Source organism: Paraglaciecola sp. 20A4 (genome assembly GCF_011378905.1).
In the GTDB taxonomy this organism is placed as follows: domain Bacteria; phylum Pseudomonadota; class Gammaproteobacteria; order Enterobacterales; family Alteromonadaceae; genus Paraglaciecola.
The window spans coordinates 14,099-39,884 of the sequence record NZ_WTPY01000017.1; the positions used below are offsets into that span (position 1 = coordinate 14,099).

A 25,786-nucleotide genomic window follows, 5' to 3' on the forward strand; every position below is an offset into this window, starting at 1 on the left:
CTGATATTCAATAAATTTTGTTTTTGTGGCACGTTTCAGACATAAAAAAGCAGAGCCCGTACTTAGCAAAAAAATCTAAGTATGAAAGCTCTGCTTTCGGGTGATATATCACCTTCGTTTTAGCCTAAGGAGCAAAAATACCTTTCAACACGAAGAAGAAGAGTATCGACAAACCAGCACCGGCAGGTAGGGTTACAACCCAAGAAACAACGATATTACGTACTACACCTAAATTGATTGCCGCTATGCCTCTGGCCATGCCCACACCTAAGACCGCGCCAACTAATGTTTGCGTAGTAGAGATGGGTAAACCAGTACCAGAAGCAATAACTACCGTACATGCAGCAGCCAACTCAGCAGCAAAGCCACGGCTAGGAGTAAGGTGGGTAATACCATTACCTATCGTTTTTATAACACGATGACCGAACAAGGCTAAACCAGCAACAATACCCAAACCACCAAGAGGCAATATCCACCAAACTAAACCCGCTTGTTTGGTTATCTCGCCGTTACTGTGAATAATACTTACCACAGCAGCCAAAGGCCCAATAGCATTCGCCACATCATTCGAGCCATGAGCAAAAGCCATACAACAGGCGGTGACGATCATCAGAATAGCGAATATTTTTTCTACGCTTGCAAAATGGGTGCTTTTGTCCGCCTTTTCATCATATTTAATGCGGTTAATCGCATATTTACCGACCACCCCGACCAAAATAGCGATAGCAATAGCGATATAAAAGCCATTTGCCGTACCCACTTCAAAACCAACATGCTTAAGGCCTTTCTTAATGGTCACCAGAGCCATCACAAAACCCGCAGCGGCCATATAGAAAGGCACATAGCGTTGGGCTTTTTTAAACGGCTTTTCGGTATCAAAGATGAGTTTTTGAGCACTTTGAAAAATCAAATAAGCAATAAAACCGGATATAGCCGGCGTAATAACCCAGCTACCAACGATACCGCCTACCTTACTCCAAGCAACAGCATCAGCGCTAACGCCAACTGCAGCAAACCCAACTAATGCACCAACAATTGAATGCGTAGTAGACACAGGCCAACCGAGATATGAAGCGAACGCCAACCATATACCGGCAGCCAGAAGTGCAGAAATCATCCCGTAAACCAATAGTTCAGGGCTGTCCACAAAGTAAGATGAGTCCAATATCCCTTTGCGAATAGTTGATGTTACTTCACCACCGGCTAAATATGCGCCGGCAAATTCAAACACCATAGCAATCAAAATAGCTTGCTTAATTGTTAGGGCCTTTGACCCAACTGATGTGCCCATTGCGTTGGCAACATCATTTGCGCCGATACCCCATGCCATGAGGAAACCAACAGAAGCGGCTACCACGATAAGCGCGAAGCCGTATGTTTGTAAAATATCCATTAATGCAGTCTCTTAATTGGCTAACATAAGTTCGAGTCGCGAACCGACGCGTTCTGAAATATCGGCCAACTCCCCAACCCATTCGATGATGCTGTATAAAAACATCACGTCCACAGGATTAAGCTGTGACTCTAACTGTAGTAATTCTCGACGCAATGAAACTTGCATTACGTCAGTGTCATCTTCGATTTTGTCCAAATCTACGATCATATCTTCAACTAAACGAACTTCACGACCGCGAAAGCCTGTTTCCAACAAATCGTCTAATTCATTGATAACACGCGTGGCCTGTTTGGTTGCATCTAAACAACGTTCTAGATAAACCATAAAGCTATCGCGAATTTCTACTGGAATGTTCAACTTGCGACCCAATACACGGCCAGAGATATCTTTGGCTTTATTGGCAATTTTGTCTTGTTGGGTTAAAAGATCAAGCACGTCTTGACGCTGTATAGGCATAAAAATGCCGCGAGGCAAGCTGATTCTAAGCTCTCGTTTAAGAGTATCTGCTTGCTTTTCTAAATTAGAGATCTCTCTTTGAAATAGGGCTGCTTTTTCCCAATCCCCTGTAAAAACAGTATTAAAAAAAGGTAGCAAACCTAGGCTACATTTATTCACCACTTTGATATGATTTTCGAGTGGTTTCAGAGGTGATTTGGCAAAAACCCCAAGAAATGTGTTTGTTGGCATACGTTAGGTATCTCTATGGTTTGAATACAACAGTTCGAATTTAATCGTCGCGCATGATACATCAAGAAAAATGACAGTAACATGACAGTGACGTGCTTTTCGTCTCAGTTTTACAACACACAGTAATAATAGAGCATATTTGATGACACGCTAAACTGTCATAATTCGATCTCTAAATACATTGCAAATTAAATCATCACTTAATATTATCAATTGATTATTAAGGAAAAATTGCAAACAAATAGTGCCATTCTAAGCTATGCTCAATGTCATATCTTAGTCCTTAACTTTAACGCGAGGTTCACGAATATGAAACCAATGATTTTTACCTTAGTTGGCAAAGATAAAACAGGACTGGTCGACTCGCTCGCTCAATCTGTGTTCAAATTGGGCGGTAATTGGCTTGGCAGTAACTTGTCATATATGGCAGGTCACTTTGCTGGTTTTGTCGAGATTCAATTACCTGCAGATAAACAGGACGCTTTAATAGAGCAATTTTCTTCGCATCCAGACCTATCTATAAATTTAGTCGAAGGTGCACATGAAAATCCTGTTCAAACGCATACAGTACAGATCGAAATCATGGGTAATGACAAGCCTGGAATCGTACAAGAATTAACCAGCATATTAAGTCGCTTCAGCTTAAATATTGTTAAATTTGATTCTACTTGCGGCAGTGCTCCGAATTGGGGTGGCATGTTATTTAAAGCTAAAGCCATCGTAGCCATAGAAGACGGCTTCGATTTAGACGAGCTTCGCCGAGCACTTGAATCGATTGCTAACGATTTAATGGTCGATATCTCTACGACGGCTTGATATGACTTATCTTGCGGCATTTTGTCATAAATTCGTCATACAGAATTGACACTATACCGCTCAAATTTTGCTTATTTTGATGTTAAGACACAATGACTTCCCAACCTAATATTTACTTTTCTCGCGAAATCAGCTGGCTGGCGTTTAACCAACGGGTACTGCAAGAAGCAGCTGATCGCAAAAACCCCATCGTAGAGAGGATTCGATTTTTAGGCATTTATTCAAGTAATATGGATGAGTTCTATCGAGTGCGGGTAGCCGATGTAAAACGTAAAATTTATATTCAACTAGATGAAGGTGACGAAGAGAAAGCGGAGCAAACTAAACTTCTTATGGAGCAGATCCAAGAAAAAGTATTAGGCATGACGGAGGACTTTGAGAAGGTTCGTGAAGATGTCGTTGCCCGCTTAGCCCGCTACAATATATTTTTAATTGAAGGCAACAAGCTCTCGGATTATCAAACCACTTGGCTCAAAAATTATTTTAAGAATAAGGTGCTACGTCACATCGCACCGATATTATTACACAGTAAAGTGAATCTGGTTTCTCGTCTAAATGATTCCGCCACTTATTTATATGTTGCGATTAACAACAGTGGAAAACATACCCAATACGCCACAATTGAAGTGCCTACTAAAGCGTTGACTCGTTTTGTGGTTATTCCCCCTGAAAATAGCCGTAAGAAGAAGTATATTATTCTGTTAGACGACATTATTCGCTTGAACCTCGAAAGTATCTTTAAAGGGTTCGTCGACTTTGAGTCTGGTGAAGCCTACTCCTTTAAAATGACCCGAGATTCTGAGTATTCGATCAACGACGAGATTGAAGAGAGCTACGTTGAGAAAATGTCTGAAAGTATGAAGCAGCGCCTAATAGCTGAACCAGTTCGCGTAGTTTATGACGAACAAATGCCTAATGACATGGTACGCAATTTAAAAAAACGCCTAAAGATATCGTCTTACGACAGCCTTATCGCAGGTGGAACCTATCGTAACTTTAAAGACTTTATAGGCTTCCCTAACGTAGGCCGAGATTATCTTGAAAATCCCAAATTGCCACCAGTTACCTCTAGCGACTTTGCCGCGCACAATACTGTTTTTGATGCCATTACCGAAAAAGACATTCTTCTTTATTACCCATACCACCGTTTCTTACATGTAACTGAATTTATTCGCCAAGCGGCGTTCGATCCGAAAGTGAAGCAAATTAAGCTCAATATCTACCGAGTCGCCAAAAACTCGCGGATTATCGATTCGCTTATCGATGCAGTCGACAACGGTAAAAAAGTGACCGTTGTCGTCGAACTAAGAGCGAGATTTGACGAAGAAGCTAATATCAGTTGGTCGAAAACGATGACCGATGCAGGCATTAAAGTTGTTTTTGGTATGCATGCGTTAAAAATTCACAGTAAATTGTGCCTAGTTAGCCGTGAAGAAAAAGGTGAATTGGTAAACTACGCTCATTTTGGTACCGGTAACTTCAACGAAAAAACCGCAAAAATTTATACCGATTTCAGTTTATTTACTCGTAATCAAGAACTTGCCCTTGAAGCTGAATATGTTTTTAATTTTATTCAGCAGCCTTATCGTCGCCATAAATTTCAGCACTTACAAATTTCCCCCATTAATGCGCGAACGAAAATTCAATTATTGATCCGTCAGGAAATTCAAAATGTGAAGGAAGGCTTGAGCGCTGGAATTACATTGAAGTTAAATAACCTAGATGATCACTTGTTGATTGACGATTTGTACAAGGCCAGCCAGGCTGGTGTAAAGGTACGCCTAATCGTGCGCGGCATGTGCTCACTGATACCTGGCGTTAAAGGCTTAAGCGAAAATATCTCGGTCATCAGTATTGTTGATCGTTTTTTAGAGCACCCAAGGGTCATGGTGTTTGAAAACGCTGGGGATAAGCGAGTTTTTATTTCCTCTGCTGACTGGATGACTCGAAATATGGACTTTCGAATAGAGGTGGGGTGTCCAATTTATGAACCATCCCTGATCAAACAGATTTTAGATATACTCGAAATTCAATTTCAAGATACCGTTAAAGCTCGTATCATAGATCAAACGCAATCCAATAAATACGTACGCCGAGGGAACCGCAAAAAGCTGCGGTCACAAATCGAAACATACGAATATATAAAAAATCAGGAAAAGCAAAAAGATGCCCAATGATAATGCGCCATTTGATGGTGTGGAAGTAAGAGACACCAGCAAAATTGCCGCATTAGATATTGGCTCTAATAGTTTTCATTTAGTCGTTGCCCGCGTTGTCGCTGGCTCGGTTCAAATTCTACACAGAGTAAAACAAAAGGTTCGCTTAGCCCAAGGCTTAAGCAGCGATTATTACCTAGACGATGAAGCGCAAAAAAGAGGCCTTGATGCCTTAAACGTCGTCGCTGAAAGCTTGCAAGATTTTCCTGCTGAAAATGTGCGTATTGTTGCCACCTACACATTGCGCAAAGCCCACAATGCAAAAGCTTTTATTCGGGCCGCGCGCGACATCCTCCCCTACCCGATAGAAGTCATAGGTGGGGCTGAAGAGGCTCGCTTGATATACTTAGGCGTAGCACATACCAATCATGATGATGGTCAACGCCTCGTAGTCGATATTGGTGGTGGCTCTACCGAATTTATTATTGGTCAAGGATTTGAGCCCAAAATGCTCCGCAGTCTTCAAATGGGTTGCGTCAGCTATACCCAAATATTTTTTAAAAATAATGAGCTAAAGAGCAAGTCGTTTGAACGAGCAATCACAGCAGCCCAGCAAGAGCTAGAAATGATCGATAAGGGCTATTTACGTGCGGGCTGGAAAACCTGCATAGGCACCTCAGGCACAATACGCAATATCATTCAAATTGCGCAGAATGAAAGTGTTAAGGACTCAGAAGGTAAAGTCACCTTGGCTCAACTGACGCGCTTGATGAAAGTTTGTTGTGATGCGGGCTCAGTCGATAAACTCCAAATTAGTCAAATGAGCGAAGATCGAAAGCCCGTATTTGCTGCCGGGTTAGCTATTCTTATTGCTATATTTAAGAGTTTAAATATCGACAGTATGCTGTTCTCCCCTGCTGCCCTACGCGAGGGCGTGCTATACGAGATGGAAGCGCAACTTACGCGCCCAGATGTGCGTCAGCGCTCAGCTGAAAGCGTTGCGACTCGCTATGATGTTGATGTTGAGCAAGCGCAACGAGTACACAGCGTGACAATGGCCATTTACCAGAGCTGCAAAGATGACTGGAATATCACCAATAAGGAACTCAAGGGTCTACTCGGTTGGTCTGCTTTGCTTCATGAAGTAGGTTTACAGATCAATACTCACGGCACACAACGTCATTCAGCCTATATTTTACACAATATCGACTTGCCAGGTTTTAACCAAGAACAACAAACCTTGATCGCGACACTTGTGCGTTTTTATCGCAAAAAAATTCGTCCAGCAGATATCCCTGATTTTACCCTGCTCCCATCAGAGCAAATATATAAATTGATTGCTATTTTACGCTTGGGTGTATTGTTGAATATTAAGCGCCAAGACGATATTCTGCCGAATATTGAAATCAAGGTAAAAAACAATAGCATTCGTTTAACCTTTCCTGATGGCTGGCTTGAGAACAAACCTATATTTAGTGCAGATTTAACCAATGAAGCGCAATATCTTCTAGCGCTAGATCTTCAACTGCGTTTTGAGTGATGTATGGGCTTATGGGCGGAAGAAGATGGTAACGTCAGTTTACTAACTCAATTCATTAAAAGACTGATAAGTTGCTGTATTAATTAGTGAAAAAACCTTATAGTTTTCAGCCTTCCGCTATCTTTTTTATGGCGAGAAGGTTCATCTGTATACTTACATAACGTAATAACAAGGAAGCTATAATGAAAGATCTATTCTTTTTCGACTCAATGCTAACACCAAAAATCATCACCTTTGTATATTGGTTGATGCTTATCGCGGCGGTAATTTCAGGCGTAGGAACGATGTTTAACTCCTACGGTGGCGGTTTTTTCGCTGGTGCCGGTATTTTGATCGCGGGTGTTATCGGGGCGCGTATTTGGTGTGAATTGCTTATAGTCTTATTTAAGATCCATGAGAATTTGAAGAAAATAGCTGATAAGCAAGACGTTACTAGCGAGTTATAAGTAGTAAGTGACAACTGCCCATGGGCAGTTGTTTCGCTAAATCCCCCCGTTCCACTTTCAGGATCATTACCCCATGCAAGACCTAGCGGCTCAAATCGCCTTTATTCTCGAAATTGATAAACTTAAAGCGGTATATCGTAAAACAATGGTAAAGGCCGATGATAACCGCAATGAAAATAGTGCTGAACACAGCTGGCATATTGCGTTGTTAGCGCAAACGATGGCCACGTATGCAGAGCATCCTATTAATATTTTGCGCGTCACAAAAATGTTACTTATACACGATATTGTTGAGATTGATGCGGGCGATCTATTTGCTTTCGCCGATGAAGAAGCGCATCAAGCCCAAGAAAAGAAAGAGTTAGAGGCCGCTCAGCGTATATTTGGATTATTACCAAAAGCGTTAGAGAAAGAAATGCTTAACTTATGGTTAGAGTTTGAAAAAGCGGACAGTGTTGATGCTCAATTTGCTAAAGGTATGGATCGCATATTACCCATTTTTCAAAATATGAGTAATAACGGCGGAAGTTGGAAAGTCCACAATGTGTGCAAAGCACAGGTATTAAAGCGTAATGGCTATCTGAGAAGCAGTGCCCCTAAACTTTGGGAATATGTGAAGCAGCAAGTGGATGTAGCGGTTAAGAAGGGTTGGCTACTAGACGGTTAACTCGAGCATTTTCAATCAGCCAATTAACGCCCTAAGTACAAATCAATTAATCTCGCTAGCTCATCTTGAAAATGTGTTTCAAAGGCGTCTAGCTCTTGCTCAAATACGCTCAAGTATTGCCTAGCTTTTATATGATCCAGGCGTTTATTATTCGTTTTGTATTCGGTCTCAGGTAGGTTCTTATCGTAACGCGGGACAATTCTCCAGCGCACAAAGTCATTGTGCAAAGCAGCAACGCGTAGTTTTGCGTATTGACAAAAGCCCTCTATATGAACCAAACCATCAGGTCCTAAGCAACCTGGTTCGACTCTAAAGGTCACGGTCAATTTTTTGTATAATGGTAGAGGTAAAGATACATGCATACCAATGTCACCACTTCCTTCTAAATCTCGTATTAAGCTCATCCCTTGATGGAAAGAGCACATGCCATATTGGGTATTTATTTTAGCAAGAAATGATAATACCAAGTCCTTATGCGAAAACTATACTAGGCAAAAGTATACATATTATTCCCTAAAACAAAAAACCAAGCACTTGGCTTGGTTTTGAAACACAAAAACTAACGGGCAATTATTTAATAGAAGCCTGATAGATAGACTCTATTGCTTTGTCCAAAATAGCATTAAATTCATCATCAGATTGCTGAGCACTAACACCTTCCGTTAATGCGCGAGAAAAACTCGCAATAATGCCATTATTTTCAGACAAGCGACGGTTTGCTTCTTCACGATTATACCCACCGGATAAAGCAACCACTTTAAGGACTTTCGGATGCTTGACAAGCTCTTGATAGAAATTCGGTTCAACCGGTAAAGTAAGTTTCAACATCACCTTTAGATCAGCGTCTAATTTATCAAGTTCTACTAAAATAGCTGATTTTAGCAGTGCTTCTGCAGCGGCTTTTTCAGGGCTATTAATATCAACTTCAGGTTCGATGATGGGCATCAAACCAGCGGCCAAAATTTGCTTGCCCACTTCAAACTGCTGAGCAACAATAGCGTCTATACCTTTTTTATTGGCTAACTTAACCACTGAGCGCATTTTGGTGCCAAAAACATCTTGGGCATTCGCTTTGGCAAGTAAGCTGTCTAAATCACCAATAGGCTTCATGAGTTGAACGCCATCAGTTTCATCAAGCAGGCCCTTATCTACTTTCAAGAACGGTACCACATTCTTTTCTTGCCATAGAAAGTGCGCTGATGATTTTCCACCGATCTGACGGTCAAGTGTATTTTCAAACAATATCGCGCCTAGCACACGTTTGCCGTTAAAAGCAGGGCTAGTTACAATTCGCGTACGCATTAAATGAACCTGAGTAAACATCTCTTCATCATTTGTGTACTGCGATTCTTCAACACCATATAAAAGTAACGCTTTAGGTGTGCTGCCTCCGCTTTGATCAAGCGCTGCAATAAATCCATTATCACTTTTTATTTTTGTTAGCATATCTAATTGTGCTTGTGATGCCATGAGCAACACTCCTTAATTGTGTTGTAAGCCGATGGGCATAACGGCTTGTAGGTTACAAAGGTTATTGAAAGCTTTAGCTTTTCTTATTATTCATTATGCAAGGCTATTATGCGCCCCGCGCCTCTAACATAGTGACAGCGGGGAGCTCTTTACCTTCCAGAAATTCTAAAAATGCGCCACCACCGGTGGATATATAAGATATCTTATCTTCGATACCGTATTTGTCTACTGCCGCTAACGTATCACCCCCACCGGCAATAGAAAATGCATTACTTTGAGCGATAGCCATCGCGATGGCTTTTGTGCCTTCACCAAATTGGTCAAATTCAAACACGCCAACGGGGCCATTCCAGACAATGGTACCAGCTTGTTTAATAAGCGTGGCTAATTCAGCTGACGTTTGCGGGCCAATATCAAAAATCATATCTTCATCAGTCACATCACCCACCGCTTTAAGTGTTGCTACAGCTTTTTCTGAAAACTCGATACCTGTGACTACGTCTACTGGTACTGGAATATTCCCACCTGCAGCTTTAGCTGCCGCTAGTAAACGATTTGCTTCAGGAATTAAGTCCGCTTCGTAAAGGGATTTGCCCACATTATTACCTGTTGCGGCAATGAAGGTATTCGCAATACCCCCGCCAACTATTAGCTGATCGACTTTACTAGACAATGCTTCAAGTACGGTCAATTTAGTGGATACTTTAGAGCCACCAACAATCGCTAACAGCGGACGAGCAGGATTATGCAACGCTTTACCTAACGCTTCTAACTCGCCAGCAAGCAAAGGACCAGCACACGCTACAGGAGCAAATTTACCTGCGCCATGGGTTGATGCTTGAGCACGGTGAGCGGTACCAAATGCATCCATTACATATACATCGCATAATGCAGCATATTGTTTTGCTAAAGCTTCGTCGTCTTTTTTCTCGCCGAGATTAAAGCGGACGTTTTCAAGTACCACTAATTCACCCTCTTCAACCTCTAGACCGGTCAAATAATCGCTTGCAAGTCGCACTGGGCAATCTAATACGTTGTTCAAATAATCAACTACTGGTTGCAATGAAAATTCCTGCGCAAACTGCCCTTCCGTAGGGCGACCTAGGTGAGACATAACCATCACTTTAGCACCGGCTTCAATAGCAAGTTTCAAAGTACCTAATGACGCCTTAATACGCGCATCTGAGGTCACTTTACCGTCTTTAATCGGTACATTAAGGTCCTGACGAATAAGAACTCGTTTTCCTGCTAACTCTAAATCAGTCATGTTGACTATTGACATATTTCCCCCAATTGACGTGTAAAAACGTGTGTTACTAATAAAAAATTGTTTTCGTTTGATATCTGTTCTTCGCGCTTTAGCACGCACTGTTAGTTAATGATTCGCGCTACCCAATGTCAGTCGATTCATGGTTTGCACAATATCTATCATGCGATTAGAAAATCCCCACTCGTTGTCACACCAGACGAGCAATTTAACGAGTTGTTTATGGCTAACACGAGTTTGCGTACCATCTACAATACAAGAATGTGCATCATGATTAAAATCCACTGAGACTAATGGCTCTTCGGTAAAATCTAATATCCCGTTTAGGCGACCATTTTTGGCGGCTTTTAGGGCTTGATTAACTTCATCAATAGTGACCTTAGATTCAAGCGTGACACTTAAGTCCATAGCAGACACATTGATGGTTGGCACGCGTACTGCTATCGCTTCAAATTTACCAGCAAATTTAGGTAAAACCCGCTCTATACCCCGTGCAAGCTTGGTATCGACCGGAATAATGGATTGACTAGCGGCTCTGGTTCGGCGCAAATCTGGGTGGTAAGCATCAATCACTTGTTGGTCATGCATAGAAGAATGGATAGTGGTAATCGTGCCACTTGAAACCGAGAAAGCCTCATCAAGTACTTGAATAACCGGAATGATACAATTAGTGGTACAAGAACCAGCAGACACAATAGTATCACTCGCTTTTAACGTATCGTCATTAATACCAACAATGATAGTGGCGTCCATATCTGAACCACATGGCTGAGAAAACAGTACTTTTTTAGCACCTTGAGCTATATGTTGTTCACCATGACTGCGCGCGTTATTTGCGCCTGTGCACTCTAATACCACGTCGATATCCAGTTCAGACCAAGGCAACTTATTTATATTTCCCTGTTGTAAAAGCGTGATACGGTCACCGGCAACAACAAGCTGCTGATTGTCCAGCACCACTGGAAAACGAAAGCGCCCATGGGCAGTATCATACTTTAAAAGATGTGCCACACCTTCAGGCTCAGCGAGTTCATTGATCGCCACAATTTGAATTTGTTTGTTCTGGCCAGTTTCGTATAACGCACGTAATACGTTGCGTCCAACACGACCAAACCCATTTATTGCTACTCGTATCATTCGGTTCTTATTGAAAAAGTATATTCGCTATTATTAATTCGCTAAAACAACTAAGGCGCTTGAAAGCGCCTTAGATTATAGTTTTATTGTTTCAACTGGAAGGCATTTCCTAAGAATTCAATAAACCTTGTGCCTTCTCAACAACTGCATCAGCAGTGATACCAAAGTGTTTCAGCAATACACCACCAGGCGCTGACTCACCAAAAGTCGTCATTCCGACCACTGCGCCGTCAAGCCCGACGTATTTACTCCAGAAATCCACATGAGCAGCTTCAACGGCAACCCGAGCAGTAACGGCTCGCGGTAAAACCGTTTCCCGATACGCAGCGTCTTGCTGGTCAAACACAGAGGTACTGGGCATAGATACAACGCGAACAGCAACCCCTTTAGCACTAAGTTGCTCAGCTGCATCCATAGCGACGCCCACTTCAGAACCGGTACCAATTAAAATAACCTGCGGCGTATTGTCGCAATCCTTAAGAACGTAACCGCCTTTAGCCACATTAGCTAATTGCTGTGCATTACGCGCTTGTGCAGGCAGACCTTGGCGACTAAATACTAATGCACTTGGACCGTCTTTACGTTCTAAGGCTGATTTCCATGCAACAGCAGTTTCTGCACCGTCACAAGGACGCCAGGTGTCTAGATTTGGCGTTAAGCGCAAGTTAGCAATTTGTTCAATCGGTTGGTGCGTTGGACCATCTTCACCTTGACCAATAGAGTCGTGGGTGTAAACGAAGATATTAGGAACGCCCATCAATGAGGCCATACGCACGGCATTTCGTGCATATTCCATAAACATCAAAAAGGTCGCGCCGAAAGGACGGAAGCCGCCATGCAAACCAAGTCCATTCATGATACCGCTCATACCAAACTCACGTACACCGTAATACAAGTAATTACCACTGGCATCATCCGCGGTTACACCTTTAGAAGCCGACCACAAAGTCAAATTTGAACCGGCTAAATCCGCGGAACCACCTAGAATTTCGGGCATGATAGAAGCAAATGCTTCGATAGAGTTCTGGGATGCTTTACGGCTGGCAATATTTTCTGCTTTTTCTTGAGACTGCTCAATAAAAGCTTGGGCTTTTTCTGCAAAATCAGCCGGCAAATCGCCATTTAAACGACGTGTTAATTCTGCGGCTAATTCAGGATGTGCTGTCTCGTATGCTGAAAATTGCGCATTCCACGCTTGTTCACGTTCAGAACCAGCTGATTTAGCGTCCCACCCTGCATAAATATCATCTGGAATTTCAAAAGCAGCATATGGCCATTTTAAAAATTCACGGGTTGCAGCAATCTCATCTACGCCCAAAGGTGAGCCGTGTGAGTCATGGCTACCTGATTTATTCGGTGACCCAAAACCGATCACAGTTTTACAACAGATTAATGTAGGTTGGGTAGTATTGGCTTTGCCCTTTTCAACAGCTGCTTTGATTGCTTCTGGATCATGACCATCCACATCTGCGATAACTTGCCATCCATAGGCTTCAAAACGTGCAGGCGTGTTATCAGTGAACCAACCTTTAACGTTACCATCGATAGAGATACCATTGTCATCCCAAAACATCACAAGTTTGCCGAGTCCTAACGTACCTGCTAGAGAACAAGCTTCATGTGAAATACCTTCCATTAAGCAGCCGTCGCCCAGAAAGCAGTAGGTAAAATGGTCTACGATATCAAACTTTTCTTGGTTAAATTGTGCCGCGAGTACTTTCTCCGCTATCGCCATGCCAACCGCATTACTAATCCCCTGACCTAGTGGGCCAGTGGTTGTTTCAACGCCCGGTGCATAACCGTACTCTGGATGACCTGGGGTCTTTGAGTGTAATTGACGGAAATTTTTCAGTTCTTCAATTGGCAACGCATAACCCGTTAAATGCAATAACGAGTAAACTAGCATCGATCCATGGCCGTTGGACATAATAAACCGATCACGGTTTGCCCATTTAGGGTTCGCAGGATTGTGCTTTAAAAAATCATTCCACAATACTTCGGCAATATCGGCCATGCCCATAGGGGCGCCTGGGTGTCCTGAATTAGCCTGTTGTACTGCATCCATACTAAGCGCACGAATTGCGTTAGCGAGTTGTTGACGTGAAGGCATGTGGTCTCCTGATTATTAGTGACTGGTTTACGGTCGCGGTTAATATTGCTCAGAATAGTAAGATAGCGATCTATTTAGCGCTACATTCTGGCTTAGGCCTCGCCTAACTGCAACGACAAAACATAACGAAACTCCATTTGTCATTGACTTTTTTTTACTGGAACGCTTCGTTTACGCCCAGCCGTTTGGACGTCTAGAAGTAAAGACTGGTATTTTTGATCTTAATCAGTAAAATGTCACTATATTGATTGTTATATTTTTTATTTAATAAGGATCCTACATGGCTAAGCATCTTTTTACCTCTGAGTCGGTATCCGAAGGGCACCCAGACAAAATCGCAGATCAGATTTCTGATGCGGTACTTGATGCCATTCTCGCGCAAGATCCCAAGGCCCGCGTGGCCTGCGAAACATACGTAAAAACCGGCATGGTAATGGTAGGCGGCGAAGTCACTACCAATGCATGGGTGGATATTGAAGAGCTAACACGTAATACCGTTCGTGAAATTGGATACACTCATTCAGATATGGGCTTTGATGCCGATTCATGTGCCGTTCTCAATGCTATCGGTAAACAATCACCTGATATTAACCAAGGGGTAGACCGCTCTCGTCCTGAAGACCAAGGAGCTGGCGACCAAGGCTTAATGTTTGGTTACGCCAGTGATGAAACTGACGTACTTATGCCAGCCCCAGTAACTTATGCTCACCGATTGATGAAGCGTCAAGCCGAAGTGCGTAAAAGTGGTCAACTAGATTGGCTACGCCCTGATGCAAAAAGCCAAGTAACGTTTATTTATGAAGACAATGTACCGGTTGGTATTGATGCAGTTGTTTTATCAACCCAACACTGTGATTCAATTACCACTGAACAATTACGTGAAGCGGTGATGGAAGAAATCATTAAACCGGTATTGCCGGCTAAATGGTTAACGGCGCAAACTAAATATTTTATCAATCCAACAGGCCGTTTTGTTATTGGCGGTCCAATGGGTGATTGTGGTTTAACTGGACGTAAAATCATTGTAGATACCTACGGTGGAATGGCACGTCATGGTGGCGGAGCATTTTCGGGCAAAGATCCTTCAAAAGTTGATCGCAGTGCAGCCTATGCCGGGCGCTATGTGGCCAAGAATATCGTCGCAGCAGGTCTCGCTAAACGCTGTGAGATTCAGATTTCTTATGCTATTGGTGTCGCTGAACCGACCTCGATAAATATCGATACCTTTGGCACAGGTCAAATATCAGATGAAGCATTAACGGCATTGGTGCGCGAGCATTTTGAACTACGCCCCTATGGCTTACTTAAAATGCTTGATTTAGAGCGTCCAATTTATAAAGCGACGGCCGCTTATGGTCACTTTGGCCGCGAAGAATTTCCATGGGAAAAAACCGATAAAGCCGAAGCCTTGCGTGCAGGCGCTAAATAACCACTATTTATTGCACTGCGATAGGTGAAATATCGCACGAGCATTATCCATAAAACGCATTGTGCGATAGCCCAATGCGTTTTTTTATACCTTAAGTTATTTATTAACTGAACAACCATAACAGGGTAATATCTTTAACATCATAAATAAATTCACAGGAAGTACGCCATGCCATTTTCTTTGAGTAAAGTGTTCACCGCCGTCTGTGTCTCTACTTTGCTGCTGACTAGCTGCGCAAAATCGCCATTGGGGCGAAATCAACTTAAGCTATATTCTTCAAATCAGTTGGCCAATATGGGACAACAAACCTTTGATGGCATGAAGACAGAGCAAAAAGTGTCTAAAACCCCCGTTACTAATCAGTTTGTTTCTTGTGTGGCTGATGCGATTACTAAACATGTACCTAAATCTGTATTCGCTGGGGAATGGGAACTCGTTGTTTTCGATGATCCACAGGTCAATGCCTTCGCCCTTCCTGGTGGCAAAATTGGGGTATACACCGGCCTGCTAGAAGTAGCGGAAAATCAGGATCAACTAGCGGCTGTAATAGGCCATGAGATAGGGCACGTCATTGCTGAACACGGCAACGAACGAATGTCTAGTAGTACACTTATTGGCATTGGGATGGAAGCAACCAATCAGTTATTACAAGCGAACCAAATTGCCAACAACAGTATGATAATGGCCGCCATCGGCATGGGCGTTCAGGTCGGTGTACAATTACCCTTTAGCCGTACACACGAAACCGAAGCGGATTTAATAGGCTTACAATTAATGGCTAAGTCTGGCTTTAACCCTCAGCAGTCAGTAAATCTGTGGGAAAATATGGCCAAAGCTAGCGGTGATAATCGTCAGCCTGAGTTGCTATCAACTCACCCTGCCCCACAAAGTCGTATTGAAAAACTCAGTGAAAATATGACGCCAGCACTGGCCTTGTATCGTCAGGCTAAAGACCGCCCTCAGTGTAGAAAATAATATTTTTGTTAAACCATAGACATAAAAAATGCCGCTTAAAGCGGCATTTTTTTAATCCAAAGAGCGTTACTCTGGATCTTTGTGAAGGTGCACATCCATTTGCGGAAATGGAATTGAAATGCCTTCTTGATCGAAACGTAGTTTAACCGCTTCGGTAAAGTCGAATTTAACACCCCAATAATCTGCAGCTTTTACCCAAGGGCGAACAACAAAGTTCACACTGCTATCGGCAAGTTCAGCAACGGCTACCGTTGGTGCTGGGTCTTGTAAAATTCGTGAGTCTGCAGCAACCATCTCTTTAAGCACTTCTTTAGCGCGTTTAAGATCTGCGTCGTAACCAATACCGACTATCATGTCTACACGACGCGTTTCTTTCGCAGAGTAGTTAGTGATTGTGCCACTGTATATTTGGCCATTAGGTACAATGATTTCTTTATTGTCACCACTGGTCATTACTGTTGTAAAGATACTGATGCTTTTTACTACACCCGTTGCACCGCCAGCTTCGATAAAATCACCCGATTTAAACGGACGAAATACCAATAACATAACGCCAGCTGCGAAGTTCTGTAAAGAACCTTGCAAAGACAAACCGATAGCCAAACCAGCTGCACCTAAAATGGCCACAAGTGAGGTTGTATTGACACCTAATTCATTTAGCGATGCGATGATAACGAACAGCATTAATATTGCATTCGCTATTGCTTTAATAAAGTCCACTAGCATGTCGTCGTATTTAGAACGCTTCATTACCTTGCCTAGCAAGTTAATGATAATACCAACAACAATTTTACCGATGATGTAAATCAAAATCGCCATTACGATATTGATACCCCAAGGGATGACGTAAGTGTCGATCATTTGCGACATTTGTTCTGAGTCAAATTCAAACATGTATTTCTCCATTTATTTCATTATATTTTTCGATGGCTACTCCGATTCCTCTAACCATCACGCCTAGCATGGCTATGTAGGGATTATTTAACATTACAAATTTATTAAATAATACGAATTTAGCTCTTTTCAACGCCGGGTTAATATACCTGTAATTTTAAAAAAATATAATGTTTTTGCGTACAACTTTTGGCTACTACCCTTTAGTTGTAAGCGCTACGCAAAAACCTGTTGTTTTTTTGAACATGCAGTAATGTTGGTGATATACTTGCTCTGTCGAATTATTCGACTTGGCATAATATTTTTAAAGGAATTGAAAATGTTGCTACTCGTAGTACTCGCGATGATCGTTGCCGTTCTATTTACCTACTCTCTTTTTAGAGATACAGGTAAGAACACTAAGTATGCACGCAAGGGAGCTAACGCTATAGCTCAGGCGCCTACAATAGATACTGGTAACGTAGCACAAATAAACTAAATCAAATACTCGATAGGCCTGAACCCCCTATCGAGTATTGTTATCGTTTGTTTGCCTGTTCTTTGTCATGCTAGCACTTCCCTCATATAGAGATACCTTGTTAACATAGTGCAAATTTTCCAATTATTTGAGCTATGCGAATTTCCAGAATTTACCATCCTGATACCCTTCACTCTGATCAAGAGCTTGAATTAACACCTGAAGCAAGCAATCACGTGGCAAATGTATTGCGCTCAAAAATAGGTCAACCGGTTGTATTATTTAACGGTGATGGCAATGAATACAGTGGTGAATTTGTCGATGTTTCAAAACGAAAAGTTCGGGTGCAAATCGACACTAAAATTAGTATAAGTGTTGAATCACCACTACCTATTCACCTTGGACAATCAGTGTCTAGAGGCGACAGAATGGATTTAGTTTTACAAAAGTCGGTCGAATTAGGCGTCAGCGAAATAACACCTCTGCTCACTGAGCGTTGTGGAGTAAAACTGGATGAGCAGCGCTGGCAAAAAAAGCACGCTCAATGGCAAAAGATCATCATTGCAGCCTGCGAACAATGTGGTCGTAATGTGCTACCTAAATTACATATGCCGATAGAATTTCAAAGTTGGATTAATCAATCGACACAAGCTCTGCGCTTAACACTGCATCCCCGAGCCGACAAAAGTTTCCGTCATATCAATGTGGGAAAAGACGGGGTGAGACTATTGATTGGTCCTGAAGGCGGTTTTTCAGATCAAGAGATTTATCAAACAGAACAAGGCGGCTTTCAAACCGTGCAACTTGGCCCAAGAGTACTGCGCACCGAGACCGCCGCAATAACCGCGATCAGTGCCCTACAAGCCATTTACGGAGATTTATAAAAGCCAACCAGCATTTCCAAAAAATAATGCCTAGCTGGCGTTAAATTAGCGAGCCGCCATTTTTAGGTGACTCGCTAATTTCGCAGGTTTAATATCCATTAAATCTGCCCACTGAGACCTAATCATTACTAGGCAAAGACTAACTTATTATTTTCAACTTTGACGGGGTTCTCTATCGTTATCTGCATATGCTCGAGCCCACCTATTTCAGAAAGGAATTCATTAAGTTGCGAATTTTTTTCAGCGTTTATTTTTTGATAAGTATCAAGTACTCTTTGTTGCTTATATTGATGAAAACTTGAAATAAAACGCTTCTCGCTGATATCCCCTATTGAAAAACTATGCTCACCTAAACTACGTGGAATAAATCGCTGTGCAGGATTTGACTGTCTCCACGCACTCAAGGCTTCCACCGTGCTATTAAGTACTGGCCACTGTTGTTTAAACATATCTTTGAGCAAGGGTAACAGGGTATCAGGGATCTCATCGTGCTCAACGTAATCTGCAGAAGTTACACAAGCCTGATTCATGCGTTCTACCCACGCTGCGACATTAGGGGCAATGCGTTTCATCAAGTTTCCTGGCGCCGGATCTCGATATAGATGTGCATATAAGGGGCCCATTAATCCAAAATCGCCTACGCATGGACGTCCCCCCAATAGGTAATCATGATCTGCAAAATGTTTATTCAGATGATGCAATACCGTATTCTCATACCAATTTTCTATGGTTGGAATTGAATGTTCGGTTATACCCAATACTGGCACAAAACCACTAAATTTTTTGGCTAATTTCTTTCCAAAATAAGCCCGTATAAAAGCCGGTGAGTTTGGCGATACCACTCGACCAAATTCTTGATAGATGAAAGGAAAATTATCTTTATTCCAGCGATAATGCATAGCGGGGATCACCAACCATTCATCTCCCCACAGGGCAAATAGTTCACTTACTAAACGTTGTTTTGCTCCAATTGGCACCACTGAACGTTCACTGTGCAGCATTTCTAAATGGTCAATGATACGCGCAGTGTCTTGCAGATATTCCCCATCGGGGGTTTTTACAACAGGAATAAATGCCACACCCGTTTTGGGAAGGATCGTCTTTTTGTATACTCCCACTGTGGATAACACTTCGTTAAAAGGCAGTTGCTTGTAGCGTAAATAAGCGCGTAACTTCCCCGTGTACAAAGACACTTCAGAGCCATATAAGGTATACATAAAAGGAACGATCCCCAATTGAAACATTAGGTCTAGACTAATACTCCAGTGGGTAATCGATCATTTTGTTCAATGATACACAAATATAAGCGCACGCCAGCAGACCCTATACGGAATACCACCAATAACAATTAACGTTAATGCTTACTCACAAATGTTTTCAGTGCTTGAAGCATTTCTTGATGTTGTGGATTAGCCTTCGGTATGCTGCAGGGCAAAATTTCTATCACCTGGGTTTCATCAAAATTGATCTGCTCAACTTGCGTCTTATTAACGACTAAATCTGCATGACATACATCTAAGTATTTAGGGATCGAAAACAAGGTGTTTTCGCCCTTGTTATACGCTAATAGATCATTCACGCCAACGATGGGAGTAGTCACATCAGCCTCTGAATGTGCGGCAAAAATGGTAAGATCTAACGGTTGATTTTGTGCCATCATTTCACGTATAGAAAAAATCACATCCGTGAGCTGAAATGCCGAATAGCGCGCCACACTAGGATATTTATATGGATTGGGGCCGATCGATTGATAATCGCCATCCAAGGTTTTGGCTAACCATTTAATTCCCCAAATGTTAGCCATTGTTTCGACGCTTGAATCCAATGCCAACGCGCCAGAAAATAACAGTAACCCTTTAGCTTTTCCTGGGTTTTCAAGCACATACTGCACAGCTAATGTGCCGCCCGTAGAAAATCCTCCAATATAAAGTGCGTCACCAAATGAAGGAGCTATAGCAACCATTTTCTGTATATTGCTGTGCCACCTCGCCGCTAGCTTTGGGTCTTGCATATCTTGGTCGGCATCTTTTCTGCCGTGACCTGGCAGAAGTGCCACCATAACGTTATAACCTTCATCATATAACGCTTGCGCGATAGACGTTAAAAAGAAAGGTGAATCACTTAAGCCATGAAATAATACAAACACTTTTCGAGTTTTATAACCGTGGTGTAGTATGAATGGCGCATTACCATCATTTTTTAATAGGTTTGAACATACGCTATATCGATGTTCAAATTGCGCTTCACAATCTACAATATCTCCCAACTCACTTTGATAAAGAGCATCAAAATTTGTTAAGCCCTCATCAATTGAAGCATTGACCGCAAACGATAAGCATAAAAGAGAAAAAGCTGTCAGTAATTGTTTAAGTATCATAGGGTAAGCATCTGCATGGTTTTTATTGCAGCCATAATATCTGTCAAGACAACCGATTGCTATGGGCATATGACCGTTATAGATTAGTTAACTATCATCCATAAAAAAGGGCTAACACTGTTAGCCCTTTTGGTATTTTAACGAACGGTAAAATTACTTATTAAGAAATTCTGCCAAATCATCGCTGCCACCGATATGTTGGCCGTTGATGAAAACTTGAGGCCATGAATCACGACCAGAAATTGCTTTCATTCCCGTAAACGTAATTTCTTTACCCATCACTAGCTCTTCAAACTCGTAACCTTTTTCTGTAAGCAATGCTTTTGCTTTAGTACAGAATGGGCAACCAGGCTTAGTGAAAATAGCCGCAGGTGCAGGTTTACGTGCGTCTGGGGCAACGTACGCAAGCATCGTGTCAGCGTCAGAAACTTCAAAGGGGTCACCTGGTAAATCTGGTTCGATAAACATTTTGTCTACCACACCATCTTTTACCAACATAGAATAGCGCCAGCTGCGTTTGCCAAAACCTAAGTCTGCTTTATCAACAAGTAAACCCATACCATCGGTAAATTCGCAGTTACCGTCTGGCAACAAGCTAATGTTCTGTGCTTCTTGATCAGCTGCCCAAGCATTCATTACGAACGTATCATTGACTGAAATACACACGATCTCATCAACACCGTTAGCTTTAAAAACTTTGGCTAATTCGTTATAACGCGGCAGGTGAGTTGAAGAACAAGTCGGTGTGAAAGCGCCCGGCAATGAGAAAACAACAACGGTTTTACCACCGAATATCTCGTCAGTAGTGCGTGTTTCCCATTCATCATTTACACGTACAGGAAAAGTAACATTAGGCACTTTTTGGCCAGTTTTATCTGCAAAATTTGGATTAGACATAATATCTCCAGTTGTTTATTGGGTTAATCATTTTTCGATGACGCTAATATAGCGCACGTTCTTAAATATAATAAGCAATTAAAATCTATCAGCTAAATCTATAAAAGCGATTAATAATATTTACATTGTGACTTTACTATTTGAATCAAAAACCTGATCAGCTTTTAAAAAAGTCATCACCTTGTTGGCTCAACATAGCCTCAATATCTTCTATATCAGGTAATTGTGACGTTTCAGCATCTTTTGACGATCCGCTTGGTATCGCTTTTTGTTCATCAGCCCACTCACCTAGATCGATAAGTTGACAATTTTTGCTGCAAAATGGCCGATACGGACTACTTTCAGCCCATTCAACACGCTTCTTACATGAAGGACAATCTACTTCCACCACGTGCTCCTCTTTTAAATTTCTATTACTAACAACGTGCCAGTTTACACACGACATGTTCATCTACAGCGGTACCACCATTTACATTGGGAGTGAACAACATAAAACGTATTGCATAACGGTATTTATTACCGCTTAACATTGGATAATACCCTTGGTCTGTCGCGCTTATAACCCGAATTAACTCATTTTTATCGTCTGCAATGCCTTGATAAAATCCTTTAGCTGCTTCCATTGTGCTAAATCTGCCTCGTTCCCGCAAAAACGCCAAAATAATTTGCAAACCACGGTCAATCAAATCGATTTCTGACATCCAGCCTTTAATATCGCTTTGACGTCGCTCATGGGGTTGTTGCAACCAATAATGTAAGCTGGGTAAATCAAAGCTACAAGTCCCACCTGGAATAGAAAATCGCTGACGGATCGCCGCCAAAAAACGGTCATCTTTTAGATCAGAACCAAATTTTTTGGCACCTTTAAACTCTTCCCGCAAACGTAAAATCTGCTGCAATGCGGATTGTAATGCGTCATTATCTATATTGGGATGTTGTGACCACAAAACCAAGTTTTTCTCATGGGCCTCTAAGTCTTTTAATACATCAGTTCGTAGATCCAGACGCTCAAGTAAATCTAACAGAGTGAATAAAGACGATAGAAAATGAATGTATTGCCAACTCTCAGTTGCATGCTTCACTTGGTTTAATTGTTGAAAAAGTTGCTCAAGACGCAGATAAGTTCTGACTTTTTCGTTGAGCGGAAATTCATAAATTGCTTGGGGCATTACTCTCTCAAAGTTGTGTGAAAAGTTGGTAAGAAAAAAAGCACAAACAATTAGACAGCAAAAAACACAAATTGTTTACCATTAGATTAGATTTATTACATCGAGACAGCTAAAAAACGTCATTAATAACGTTAAATCAAGATTAGCCGAGAGCGGCCGCATACCCAAGATAACAATGATGTAGGTGAGTAACTTGCTCCATCAGTGCACTTTCGTTGCCACTATTATCTATCACGTCATCAGCAACCTCAAGTCGTTGTTCTCGACTCGCTTGGGCCGCCATAATAGATCGAATTAATGTTTCATCGGCATTATCCCGCGCCATACTGCGAGCTAATTGCGTCTCTTCTGGTACATCTACAATCAGAACACGATCAACGTTTTTGTAACTGCCGTTCTCAATAAGTAACGGCACACTGAGTATGCAATACTCTGATGTAGCAGCGATAGTTTGGCGCAGCGTTTCTTGTCGTATAAGCGGATGCAATAAATTGTTTAACCATTCTTTAGCCTGTTCGTCACTAAAGATAATCTGTCTTAAAGCGCGTCTATTAAGGCAGGCATCTTTATCTAATATATCAGGCCCGAACTTTTCTACGATCGCGCCCAAGCCGCCGCTCCTTGGTGTAACCACATCTCTGGCAACCACGTCAGCATCAATAATATCAACATTTAACTTGGCAAACGCGTTAGTTACGGTCGTTTTTCCGCTGCCAATCCCGCCACTTACACCTACAACGTACTTACTCATAATAGTTACTCATCATCTCACCCACTGCCAATATTGTGCCGCAATCCAATCCCCGTATAACAACGTCAACCAGCCTGCGATGGCTAAATAAGGACCAAACGGTATCGCCTGTCCCTTATCTTTACCTTGCAGGGTTAAAATACTGATGCCGATTATCGCGCCTACTAATGAGGACAACAGGATTACTATAGGTAGATATTGCCAACCTATCCACGCGCCGAGCGCCGCCAGTAATTTAAAATCGCCATAACCCATTCCTTCTTTACCGGTTAATAGTTTAAAGACCCAATAGACCGACCATAGACTTAAGTATCCTGCCGATGCCCCTATAATTGAGTCGATACTGGTAACGGATGGATTAACAATACTAAATAATAACCCCATCCACAGTAGAGGCAGCGTTAACTGGTCCGGCAATAACATGCTATCAATGTCGATAAAAATCAGCGCTATCAACAACCATGTTAGTAATACCCCAGCTAATGCTGATATCGAATAACCGAAATGCCAAGCAATCCAAACTGAACACAACGCAGTAAATAGCTCGACGAAAGGGTAACGAATAGAAATACGATTATGACAATGGCTGCATTTCCCGCGCAGTATCAGCCAGCTTATAACAGGGATATTTTCCCACGCACGAATTTTATGCTGACATTTAGGACAAGTTGAATCCGGTTTCACTAAATTGAACGGGTCAGTTTGGGTATTTTGTTCATCAGTATTGAAATGGGCTTGAAAATCAGCCTTCCAACTGCGTTCCATCATGACGGGTAAGCGGTAAATAACCACGTTAAGAAAACTACCAATCATTAAGCTGACGATAAAAACGAAACTGAGAAAAAATGCTGGGGAGTCAGCCATTAGCTGAAGAGTTGCGTCCATTACAAAAAGCTTTTATCGGCGATTAAAGGTCGCTAGCTTGCCAGAAAAATCCAACCGAAACTAGGCCTTGAAGAGCATTCGCGGCACACAATTTTAGCATTGAATTTATACTACATTGCCCATTTCAAAGATAGGCAAATACATCGCCACGATTAAGCCACCAATAACCACGCCGAGTACAGCCATGATCATGGGCTCCAGTAAGCTGGTCAGCCCATCAACCATATCATCCACCTCTGCCTCGTAAATAGTGGCGATCTTACTGAGCATATCATCAACCGCACCCGCTTCTTCCCCAATGGCCACCATTTGCGTCACCATATCGGGAAACACCGCCGTTGCCCGCATCGCCGTATTCATTTGCGTACCACCGGCAACCTCTTTCTTAACGAATAAAATCGCGTCGCGAAAGACTGCATTACCCGAGGCGCCCGCAGCAGAATCTAATGCCCCAATTAGCGGCACCCCGGCTGCAAAGGTCGTAGCAAGGGTACGACTAAATCTGGCCACCGCGGCTTTTTTTAAGATCAAACCGATTACAGGAATTTTAAGTAACTTAGCATCTAGGCTATCTCTTAAGCGTTTCGATTTTTTATAGCACTTGCTAAAGACGATACTAGCAACCACCAAACCAACAGCAAGAAACAAACCGTAATCTTGTAAAAAACGTGATATACCCAGCACAAACTGAGTAAAGGCCGGTAATTCAGCGCCAAAACTACTAAAAATTTCTTCAAACTGGGGGACCACAAAAATTAACAATATTGTCGTCACAATAAAAGCGACCACGATGACCGCCACGGGATAAAACATGGCTTTTTTAATTTTCGATTTCAGGGCTTCCGCTTTTTCTTTGTAAGTAGCAATGCGCTCGTAAATGGTTTCAAGTGCACCGGATTGCTCTCCGGTCGCCACCAAATCACAATACAGGTCATCAAATTGAGCAGGATGCTTGCGCAGCGCCACCGACAGCGGATTACCCGCTTTGACTTCATTGCCAATTTCACCCAACATTTTACGAATATTAGGATTGTTATGGCCGCCGGCGATCATGTCTATGGTTTGGATTAGCGTGACGCCAGCACTTAGCATAGTGGCGATTTGCCGGGAGATAATACTGATATCAACCGCTTTTATTTTTTGTCCACCGAATAACGGTTTAGGCAGTTTTTTAACTTTTTTAGCCGATACGCCCTGGCGACGTAACAGGTTTTTGGCCTCTAATACCGATACCGCACTGATCTCCCCTTTAACGGTTTGACCTTTACGATTTGCTCCGCTCCATACAAATGTAGTGGTGGCTTTAGGCATAAGTGGTTGTCTCTTAAATAAAAAAGCCCAACGTGAACAGCTGGGCAATATTTGGCTTAGCTAGC

The 25,786-nt window shown here is 42.2% G+C and carries 25 protein-coding genes; 9 read left to right on the top strand and 16 right to left on the bottom strand.

What is annotated here, in order from left to right:
* Positions 1-124 precede the first annotated feature (124 nt).
* The gene (locus GQS54_RS14840; protein WP_166424760.1) at positions 125-1,393 is read right to left on the bottom strand and encodes an inorganic phosphate transporter; all 1,269 of its coding nucleotides are present in this window, start codon (positions 1,391-1,393) and stop codon (positions 125-127) included.
* A gap of 12 nt (positions 1,394-1,405) precedes the next feature.
* The gene (locus GQS54_RS14845) at positions 1,406-2,083 is read right to left on the bottom strand and encodes a TIGR00153 family protein (RefSeq protein WP_166424761.1); all 678 of its coding nucleotides are present in this window, start codon (positions 2,081-2,083) and stop codon (positions 1,406-1,408) included.
* A 309-nt stretch (positions 2,084-2,392) separates the two neighbouring features.
* Here GQS54_RS14845 and GQS54_RS14850 point away from each other — a divergent pair, with 309 nt between their 5' ends.
* The 5 genes from GQS54_RS14850 to GQS54_RS14870 all read left to right on the top strand — a co-directional run bounded on the left by GQS54_RS14850 (position 2,393) and on the right by GQS54_RS14870 (position 7,708).
* Positions 2,393-2,899 (top strand): ACT domain-containing protein, encoded by a 507-nt coding sequence (locus GQS54_RS14850; protein ID WP_166424762.1) that lies wholly within the window; start codon positions 2,393-2,395, stop codon positions 2,897-2,899.
* Between the two features lie 92 nt (positions 2,900-2,991).
* Complete coding sequence (ppk1, locus tag GQS54_RS14855) at positions 2,992-5,076, top strand: polyphosphate kinase 1 (RefSeq protein ID WP_166424763.1); 2,085 nt, start codon at positions 2,992-2,994, stop codon at positions 5,074-5,076.
* Positions 5,066-6,595, top strand: a complete 1,530-nt coding sequence (gene ppx / locus GQS54_RS14860) for an exopolyphosphatase (protein ID WP_166424764.1) — start codon at positions 5,066-5,068, stop codon at positions 6,593-6,595. Before ppk1 ends, ppx begins: the two co-directional genes overlap by 11 nt.
* A 182-nt stretch (positions 6,596-6,777) precedes the next feature.
* On the top strand, positions 6,778-7,041 hold the full coding sequence (locus tag GQS54_RS14865; RefSeq protein ID WP_166424765.1) for a DUF4282 domain-containing protein: 264 nt from the start codon (positions 6,778-6,780) through the stop codon (positions 7,039-7,041).
* Between the two features lie 73 nt (positions 7,042-7,114).
* Entirely contained in the window at positions 7,115-7,708 is a 594-nt protein-coding gene (locus GQS54_RS14870; protein ID WP_166424766.1) for an HD domain-containing protein, read from the top strand.
* A 23-nt stretch (positions 7,709-7,731) separates the two neighbouring features.
* On the opposite strand, the gene GQS54_RS14875 is transcribed toward GQS54_RS14870, so the two are convergent.
* The 5 genes from GQS54_RS14875 to tkt form a co-directional block, all read right to left on the bottom strand.
* The gene (locus GQS54_RS14875; protein WP_166424823.1) at positions 7,732-8,070 is read right to left on the bottom strand and encodes a hypothetical protein; all 339 of its coding nucleotides are present in this window, start codon (positions 8,068-8,070) and stop codon (positions 7,732-7,734) included.
* 208 nt (positions 8,071-8,278) lie between these two features.
* Positions 8,279-9,178 carry a fructose bisphosphate aldolase gene (locus GQS54_RS14880; protein WP_166424767.1) on the bottom strand — a complete coding sequence of 300 codons (900 nt, stop codon included), beginning with the start codon at positions 9,176-9,178 and terminating at the stop codon, positions 8,279-8,281.
* Positions 9,179-9,284: 106 nt separating this feature from the next.
* Positions 9,285-10,460 (bottom strand): phosphoglycerate kinase, encoded by a 1,176-nt coding sequence (locus GQS54_RS14885; RefSeq protein ID WP_166424768.1) that lies wholly within the window; start codon positions 10,458-10,460, stop codon positions 9,285-9,287.
* 93 nt (positions 10,461-10,553) lie between these two features.
* Positions 10,554-11,582 carry an erythrose-4-phosphate dehydrogenase gene (epd, locus tag GQS54_RS14890; protein ID WP_166424769.1) on the bottom strand — a complete coding sequence of 343 codons (1,029 nt, stop codon included), beginning with the start codon at positions 11,580-11,582 and terminating at the stop codon, positions 10,554-10,556.
* Positions 11,583-11,691: 109 nt separating this feature from the next.
* Entirely contained in the window at positions 11,692-13,692 is a 2,001-nt protein-coding gene (gene tkt, locus GQS54_RS14895) for a transketolase (RefSeq protein ID WP_166424770.1), read from the bottom strand.
* A gap of 280 nt (positions 13,693-13,972) precedes the next feature.
* Between tkt and metK the strand changes: the two genes are divergently transcribed.
* Positions 13,973-15,121, top strand: a complete 1,149-nt coding sequence (gene metK / locus GQS54_RS14900; RefSeq protein WP_166424771.1) for a methionine adenosyltransferase — start codon at positions 13,973-13,975, stop codon at positions 15,119-15,121.
* 168 nt (positions 15,122-15,289) lie between these two features.
* Positions 15,290-16,096, top strand: a complete 807-nt coding sequence (locus tag GQS54_RS14905) for a M48 family metallopeptidase (RefSeq protein ID WP_166424772.1) — start codon at positions 15,290-15,292, stop codon at positions 16,094-16,096.
* Positions 16,097-16,162: 66 nt separating this feature from the next.
* Here GQS54_RS14905 and GQS54_RS14910 read toward each other — a convergent pair whose 3' ends face one another.
* Positions 16,163-16,990, bottom strand: coding sequence for a mechanosensitive ion channel domain-containing protein (locus GQS54_RS14910; protein ID WP_166424773.1), 828 nt, complete (start codon positions 16,988-16,990; stop codon positions 16,163-16,165).
* 319 nt (positions 16,991-17,309) lie between these two features.
* Here GQS54_RS14910 and GQS54_RS14915 point away from each other — a divergent pair, with 319 nt between their 5' ends.
* Both GQS54_RS14915 and GQS54_RS14920 read left to right on the top strand, forming a co-directional pair.
* The gene (locus GQS54_RS14915) at positions 17,310-17,468 is read left to right on the top strand and encodes a hypothetical protein (RefSeq protein WP_166424774.1); all 159 of its coding nucleotides are present in this window, start codon (positions 17,310-17,312) and stop codon (positions 17,466-17,468) included.
* Between the two features lie 134 nt (positions 17,469-17,602).
* Positions 17,603-18,331, top strand: a complete 729-nt coding sequence (locus GQS54_RS14920; protein WP_166424775.1) for a 16S rRNA (uracil(1498)-N(3))-methyltransferase — start codon at positions 17,603-17,605, stop codon at positions 18,329-18,331.
* A gap of 128 nt (positions 18,332-18,459) precedes the next feature.
* Here GQS54_RS14920 and GQS54_RS14925 read toward each other — a convergent pair whose 3' ends face one another.
* The 8 genes from GQS54_RS14925 to GQS54_RS14960 form a co-directional block, all read right to left on the bottom strand.
* A complete protein-coding gene (locus tag GQS54_RS14925; protein ID WP_166424776.1) occupies positions 18,460-19,548 on the bottom strand; it encodes a glutathione S-transferase in 1,089 nt (362 codons plus the stop codon).
* A 137-nt stretch (positions 19,549-19,685) separates the two neighbouring features.
* Positions 19,686-20,708, bottom strand: coding sequence for an alpha/beta fold hydrolase (locus GQS54_RS14930; RefSeq protein WP_166424777.1), 1,023 nt, complete (start codon positions 20,706-20,708; stop codon positions 19,686-19,688).
* 153 nt (positions 20,709-20,861) lie between these two features.
* On the bottom strand, positions 20,862-21,605 hold the full coding sequence (locus GQS54_RS14935; protein ID WP_166424778.1) for a glutathione peroxidase: 744 nt from the start codon (positions 21,603-21,605) through the stop codon (positions 20,862-20,864).
* 157 nt (positions 21,606-21,762) lie between these two features.
* Positions 21,763-21,993 carry a DNA gyrase inhibitor YacG gene (yacG, locus tag GQS54_RS14940; protein ID WP_166424779.1) on the bottom strand — a complete coding sequence of 77 codons (231 nt, stop codon included), beginning with the start codon at positions 21,991-21,993 and terminating at the stop codon, positions 21,763-21,765.
* A 28-nt stretch (positions 21,994-22,021) separates the two neighbouring features.
* Positions 22,022-22,774, bottom strand: a complete 753-nt coding sequence (gene zapD / locus GQS54_RS14945) for a cell division protein ZapD (RefSeq protein WP_166424780.1) — start codon at positions 22,772-22,774, stop codon at positions 22,022-22,024.
* Positions 22,775-22,916: 142 nt separating this feature from the next.
* Entirely contained in the window at positions 22,917-23,525 is a 609-nt protein-coding gene (gene coaE, locus GQS54_RS14950) for a dephospho-CoA kinase (protein WP_166424781.1), read from the bottom strand.
* A 12-nt stretch (positions 23,526-23,537) separates the two neighbouring features.
* Positions 23,538-24,410: an A24 family peptidase gene (locus GQS54_RS14955; RefSeq protein ID WP_166424782.1), complete on the bottom strand. Its 873-nt coding sequence runs from the start codon at positions 24,408-24,410 to the stop codon at positions 23,538-23,540.
* A 105-nt stretch (positions 24,411-24,515) separates the two neighbouring features.
* The gene (locus GQS54_RS14960; protein WP_166424783.1) at positions 24,516-25,721 is read right to left on the bottom strand and encodes a type II secretion system F family protein; all 1,206 of its coding nucleotides are present in this window, start codon (positions 25,719-25,721) and stop codon (positions 24,516-24,518) included.
* Between the last annotated feature and the right edge of the window lie 65 nt (positions 25,722-25,786).

What these genes read in the sequence shown, in the direction of transcription:
- GQS54_RS14840 (WP_166424760.1), bottom strand. Translation starts at nt 1,393, where the DNA reads ATGGATATTTTACAAACATACGGCTTCGCGCTTATCGTGGTAGCCGCT.
- GQS54_RS14845 (WP_166424761.1), bottom strand. Translation starts at nt 2,083, where the DNA reads ATGCCAACAAACACATTTCTTGGGGTTTTTGCCAAATCACCTCTGAAA.
- GQS54_RS14850 (WP_166424762.1), top strand. Translation starts at nt 2,393, where the DNA reads ATGAAACCAATGATTTTTACCTTAGTTGGCAAAGATAAAACAGGACTG.
- ppk1 (WP_166424763.1), top strand. Translation starts at nt 2,992, where the DNA reads ATGACTTCCCAACCTAATATTTACTTTTCTCGCGAAATCAGCTGGCTG.
- ppx (WP_166424764.1), top strand. Translation starts at nt 5,066, where the DNA reads ATGCCCAATGATAATGCGCCATTTGATGGTGTGGAAGTAAGAGACACC.
- GQS54_RS14865 (WP_166424765.1), top strand. Translation starts at nt 6,778, where the DNA reads ATGAAAGATCTATTCTTTTTCGACTCAATGCTAACACCAAAAATCATC.
- GQS54_RS14870 (WP_166424766.1), top strand. Translation starts at nt 7,115, where the DNA reads ATGCAAGACCTAGCGGCTCAAATCGCCTTTATTCTCGAAATTGATAAA.
- GQS54_RS14875 (WP_166424823.1), bottom strand. Translation starts at nt 8,070, where the DNA reads ATGCATGTATCTTTACCTCTACCATTATACAAAAAATTGACCGTGACC.
- GQS54_RS14880 (WP_166424767.1), bottom strand. Translation starts at nt 9,178, where the DNA reads ATGGCATCACAAGCACAATTAGATATGCTAACAAAAATAAAAAGTGAT.
- GQS54_RS14885 (WP_166424768.1), bottom strand. Translation starts at nt 10,460, where the DNA reads ATGTCAATAGTCAACATGACTGATTTAGAGTTAGCAGGAAAACGAGTT.
- epd (WP_166424769.1), bottom strand. Translation starts at nt 11,582, where the DNA reads ATGATACGAGTAGCAATAAATGGGTTTGGTCGTGTTGGACGCAACGTA.
- tkt (WP_166424770.1), bottom strand. Translation starts at nt 13,692, where the DNA reads ATGCCTTCACGTCAACAACTCGCTAACGCAATTCGTGCGCTTAGTATG.
- metK (WP_166424771.1), top strand. Translation starts at nt 13,973, where the DNA reads ATGGCTAAGCATCTTTTTACCTCTGAGTCGGTATCCGAAGGGCACCCA.
- GQS54_RS14905 (WP_166424772.1), top strand. Translation starts at nt 15,290, where the DNA reads ATGCCATTTTCTTTGAGTAAAGTGTTCACCGCCGTCTGTGTCTCTACT.
- GQS54_RS14910 (WP_166424773.1), bottom strand. Translation starts at nt 16,990, where the DNA reads ATGTTTGAATTTGACTCAGAACAAATGTCGCAAATGATCGACACTTAC.
- GQS54_RS14915 (WP_166424774.1), top strand. Translation starts at nt 17,310, where the DNA reads ATGTTGCTACTCGTAGTACTCGCGATGATCGTTGCCGTTCTATTTACC.
- GQS54_RS14920 (WP_166424775.1), top strand. Translation starts at nt 17,603, where the DNA reads ATGCGAATTTCCAGAATTTACCATCCTGATACCCTTCACTCTGATCAA.
- GQS54_RS14925 (WP_166424776.1), bottom strand. Translation starts at nt 19,548, where the DNA reads ATGTATACCTTATATGGCTCTGAAGTGTCTTTGTACACGGGGAAGTTA.
- GQS54_RS14930 (WP_166424777.1), bottom strand. Translation starts at nt 20,708, where the DNA reads ATGATACTTAAACAATTACTGACAGCTTTTTCTCTTTTATGCTTATCG.
- GQS54_RS14935 (WP_166424778.1), bottom strand. Translation starts at nt 21,605, where the DNA reads ATGTCTAATCCAAATTTTGCAGATAAAACTGGCCAAAAAGTGCCTAAT.
- zapD (WP_166424780.1), bottom strand. Translation starts at nt 22,774, where the DNA reads ATGCCCCAAGCAATTTATGAATTTCCGCTCAACGAAAAAGTCAGAACT.
- coaE (WP_166424781.1), bottom strand. Translation starts at nt 23,525, where the DNA reads ATGAGTAAGTACGTTGTAGGTGTAAGTGGCGGGATTGGCAGCGGAAAA.
- GQS54_RS14955 (WP_166424782.1), bottom strand. Translation starts at nt 24,410, where the DNA reads ATGGACGCAACTCTTCAGCTAATGGCTGACTCCCCAGCATTTTTTCTC.
- GQS54_RS14960 (WP_166424783.1), bottom strand. Translation starts at nt 25,721, where the DNA reads ATGCCTAAAGCCACCACTACATTTGTATGGAGCGGAGCAAATCGTAAA.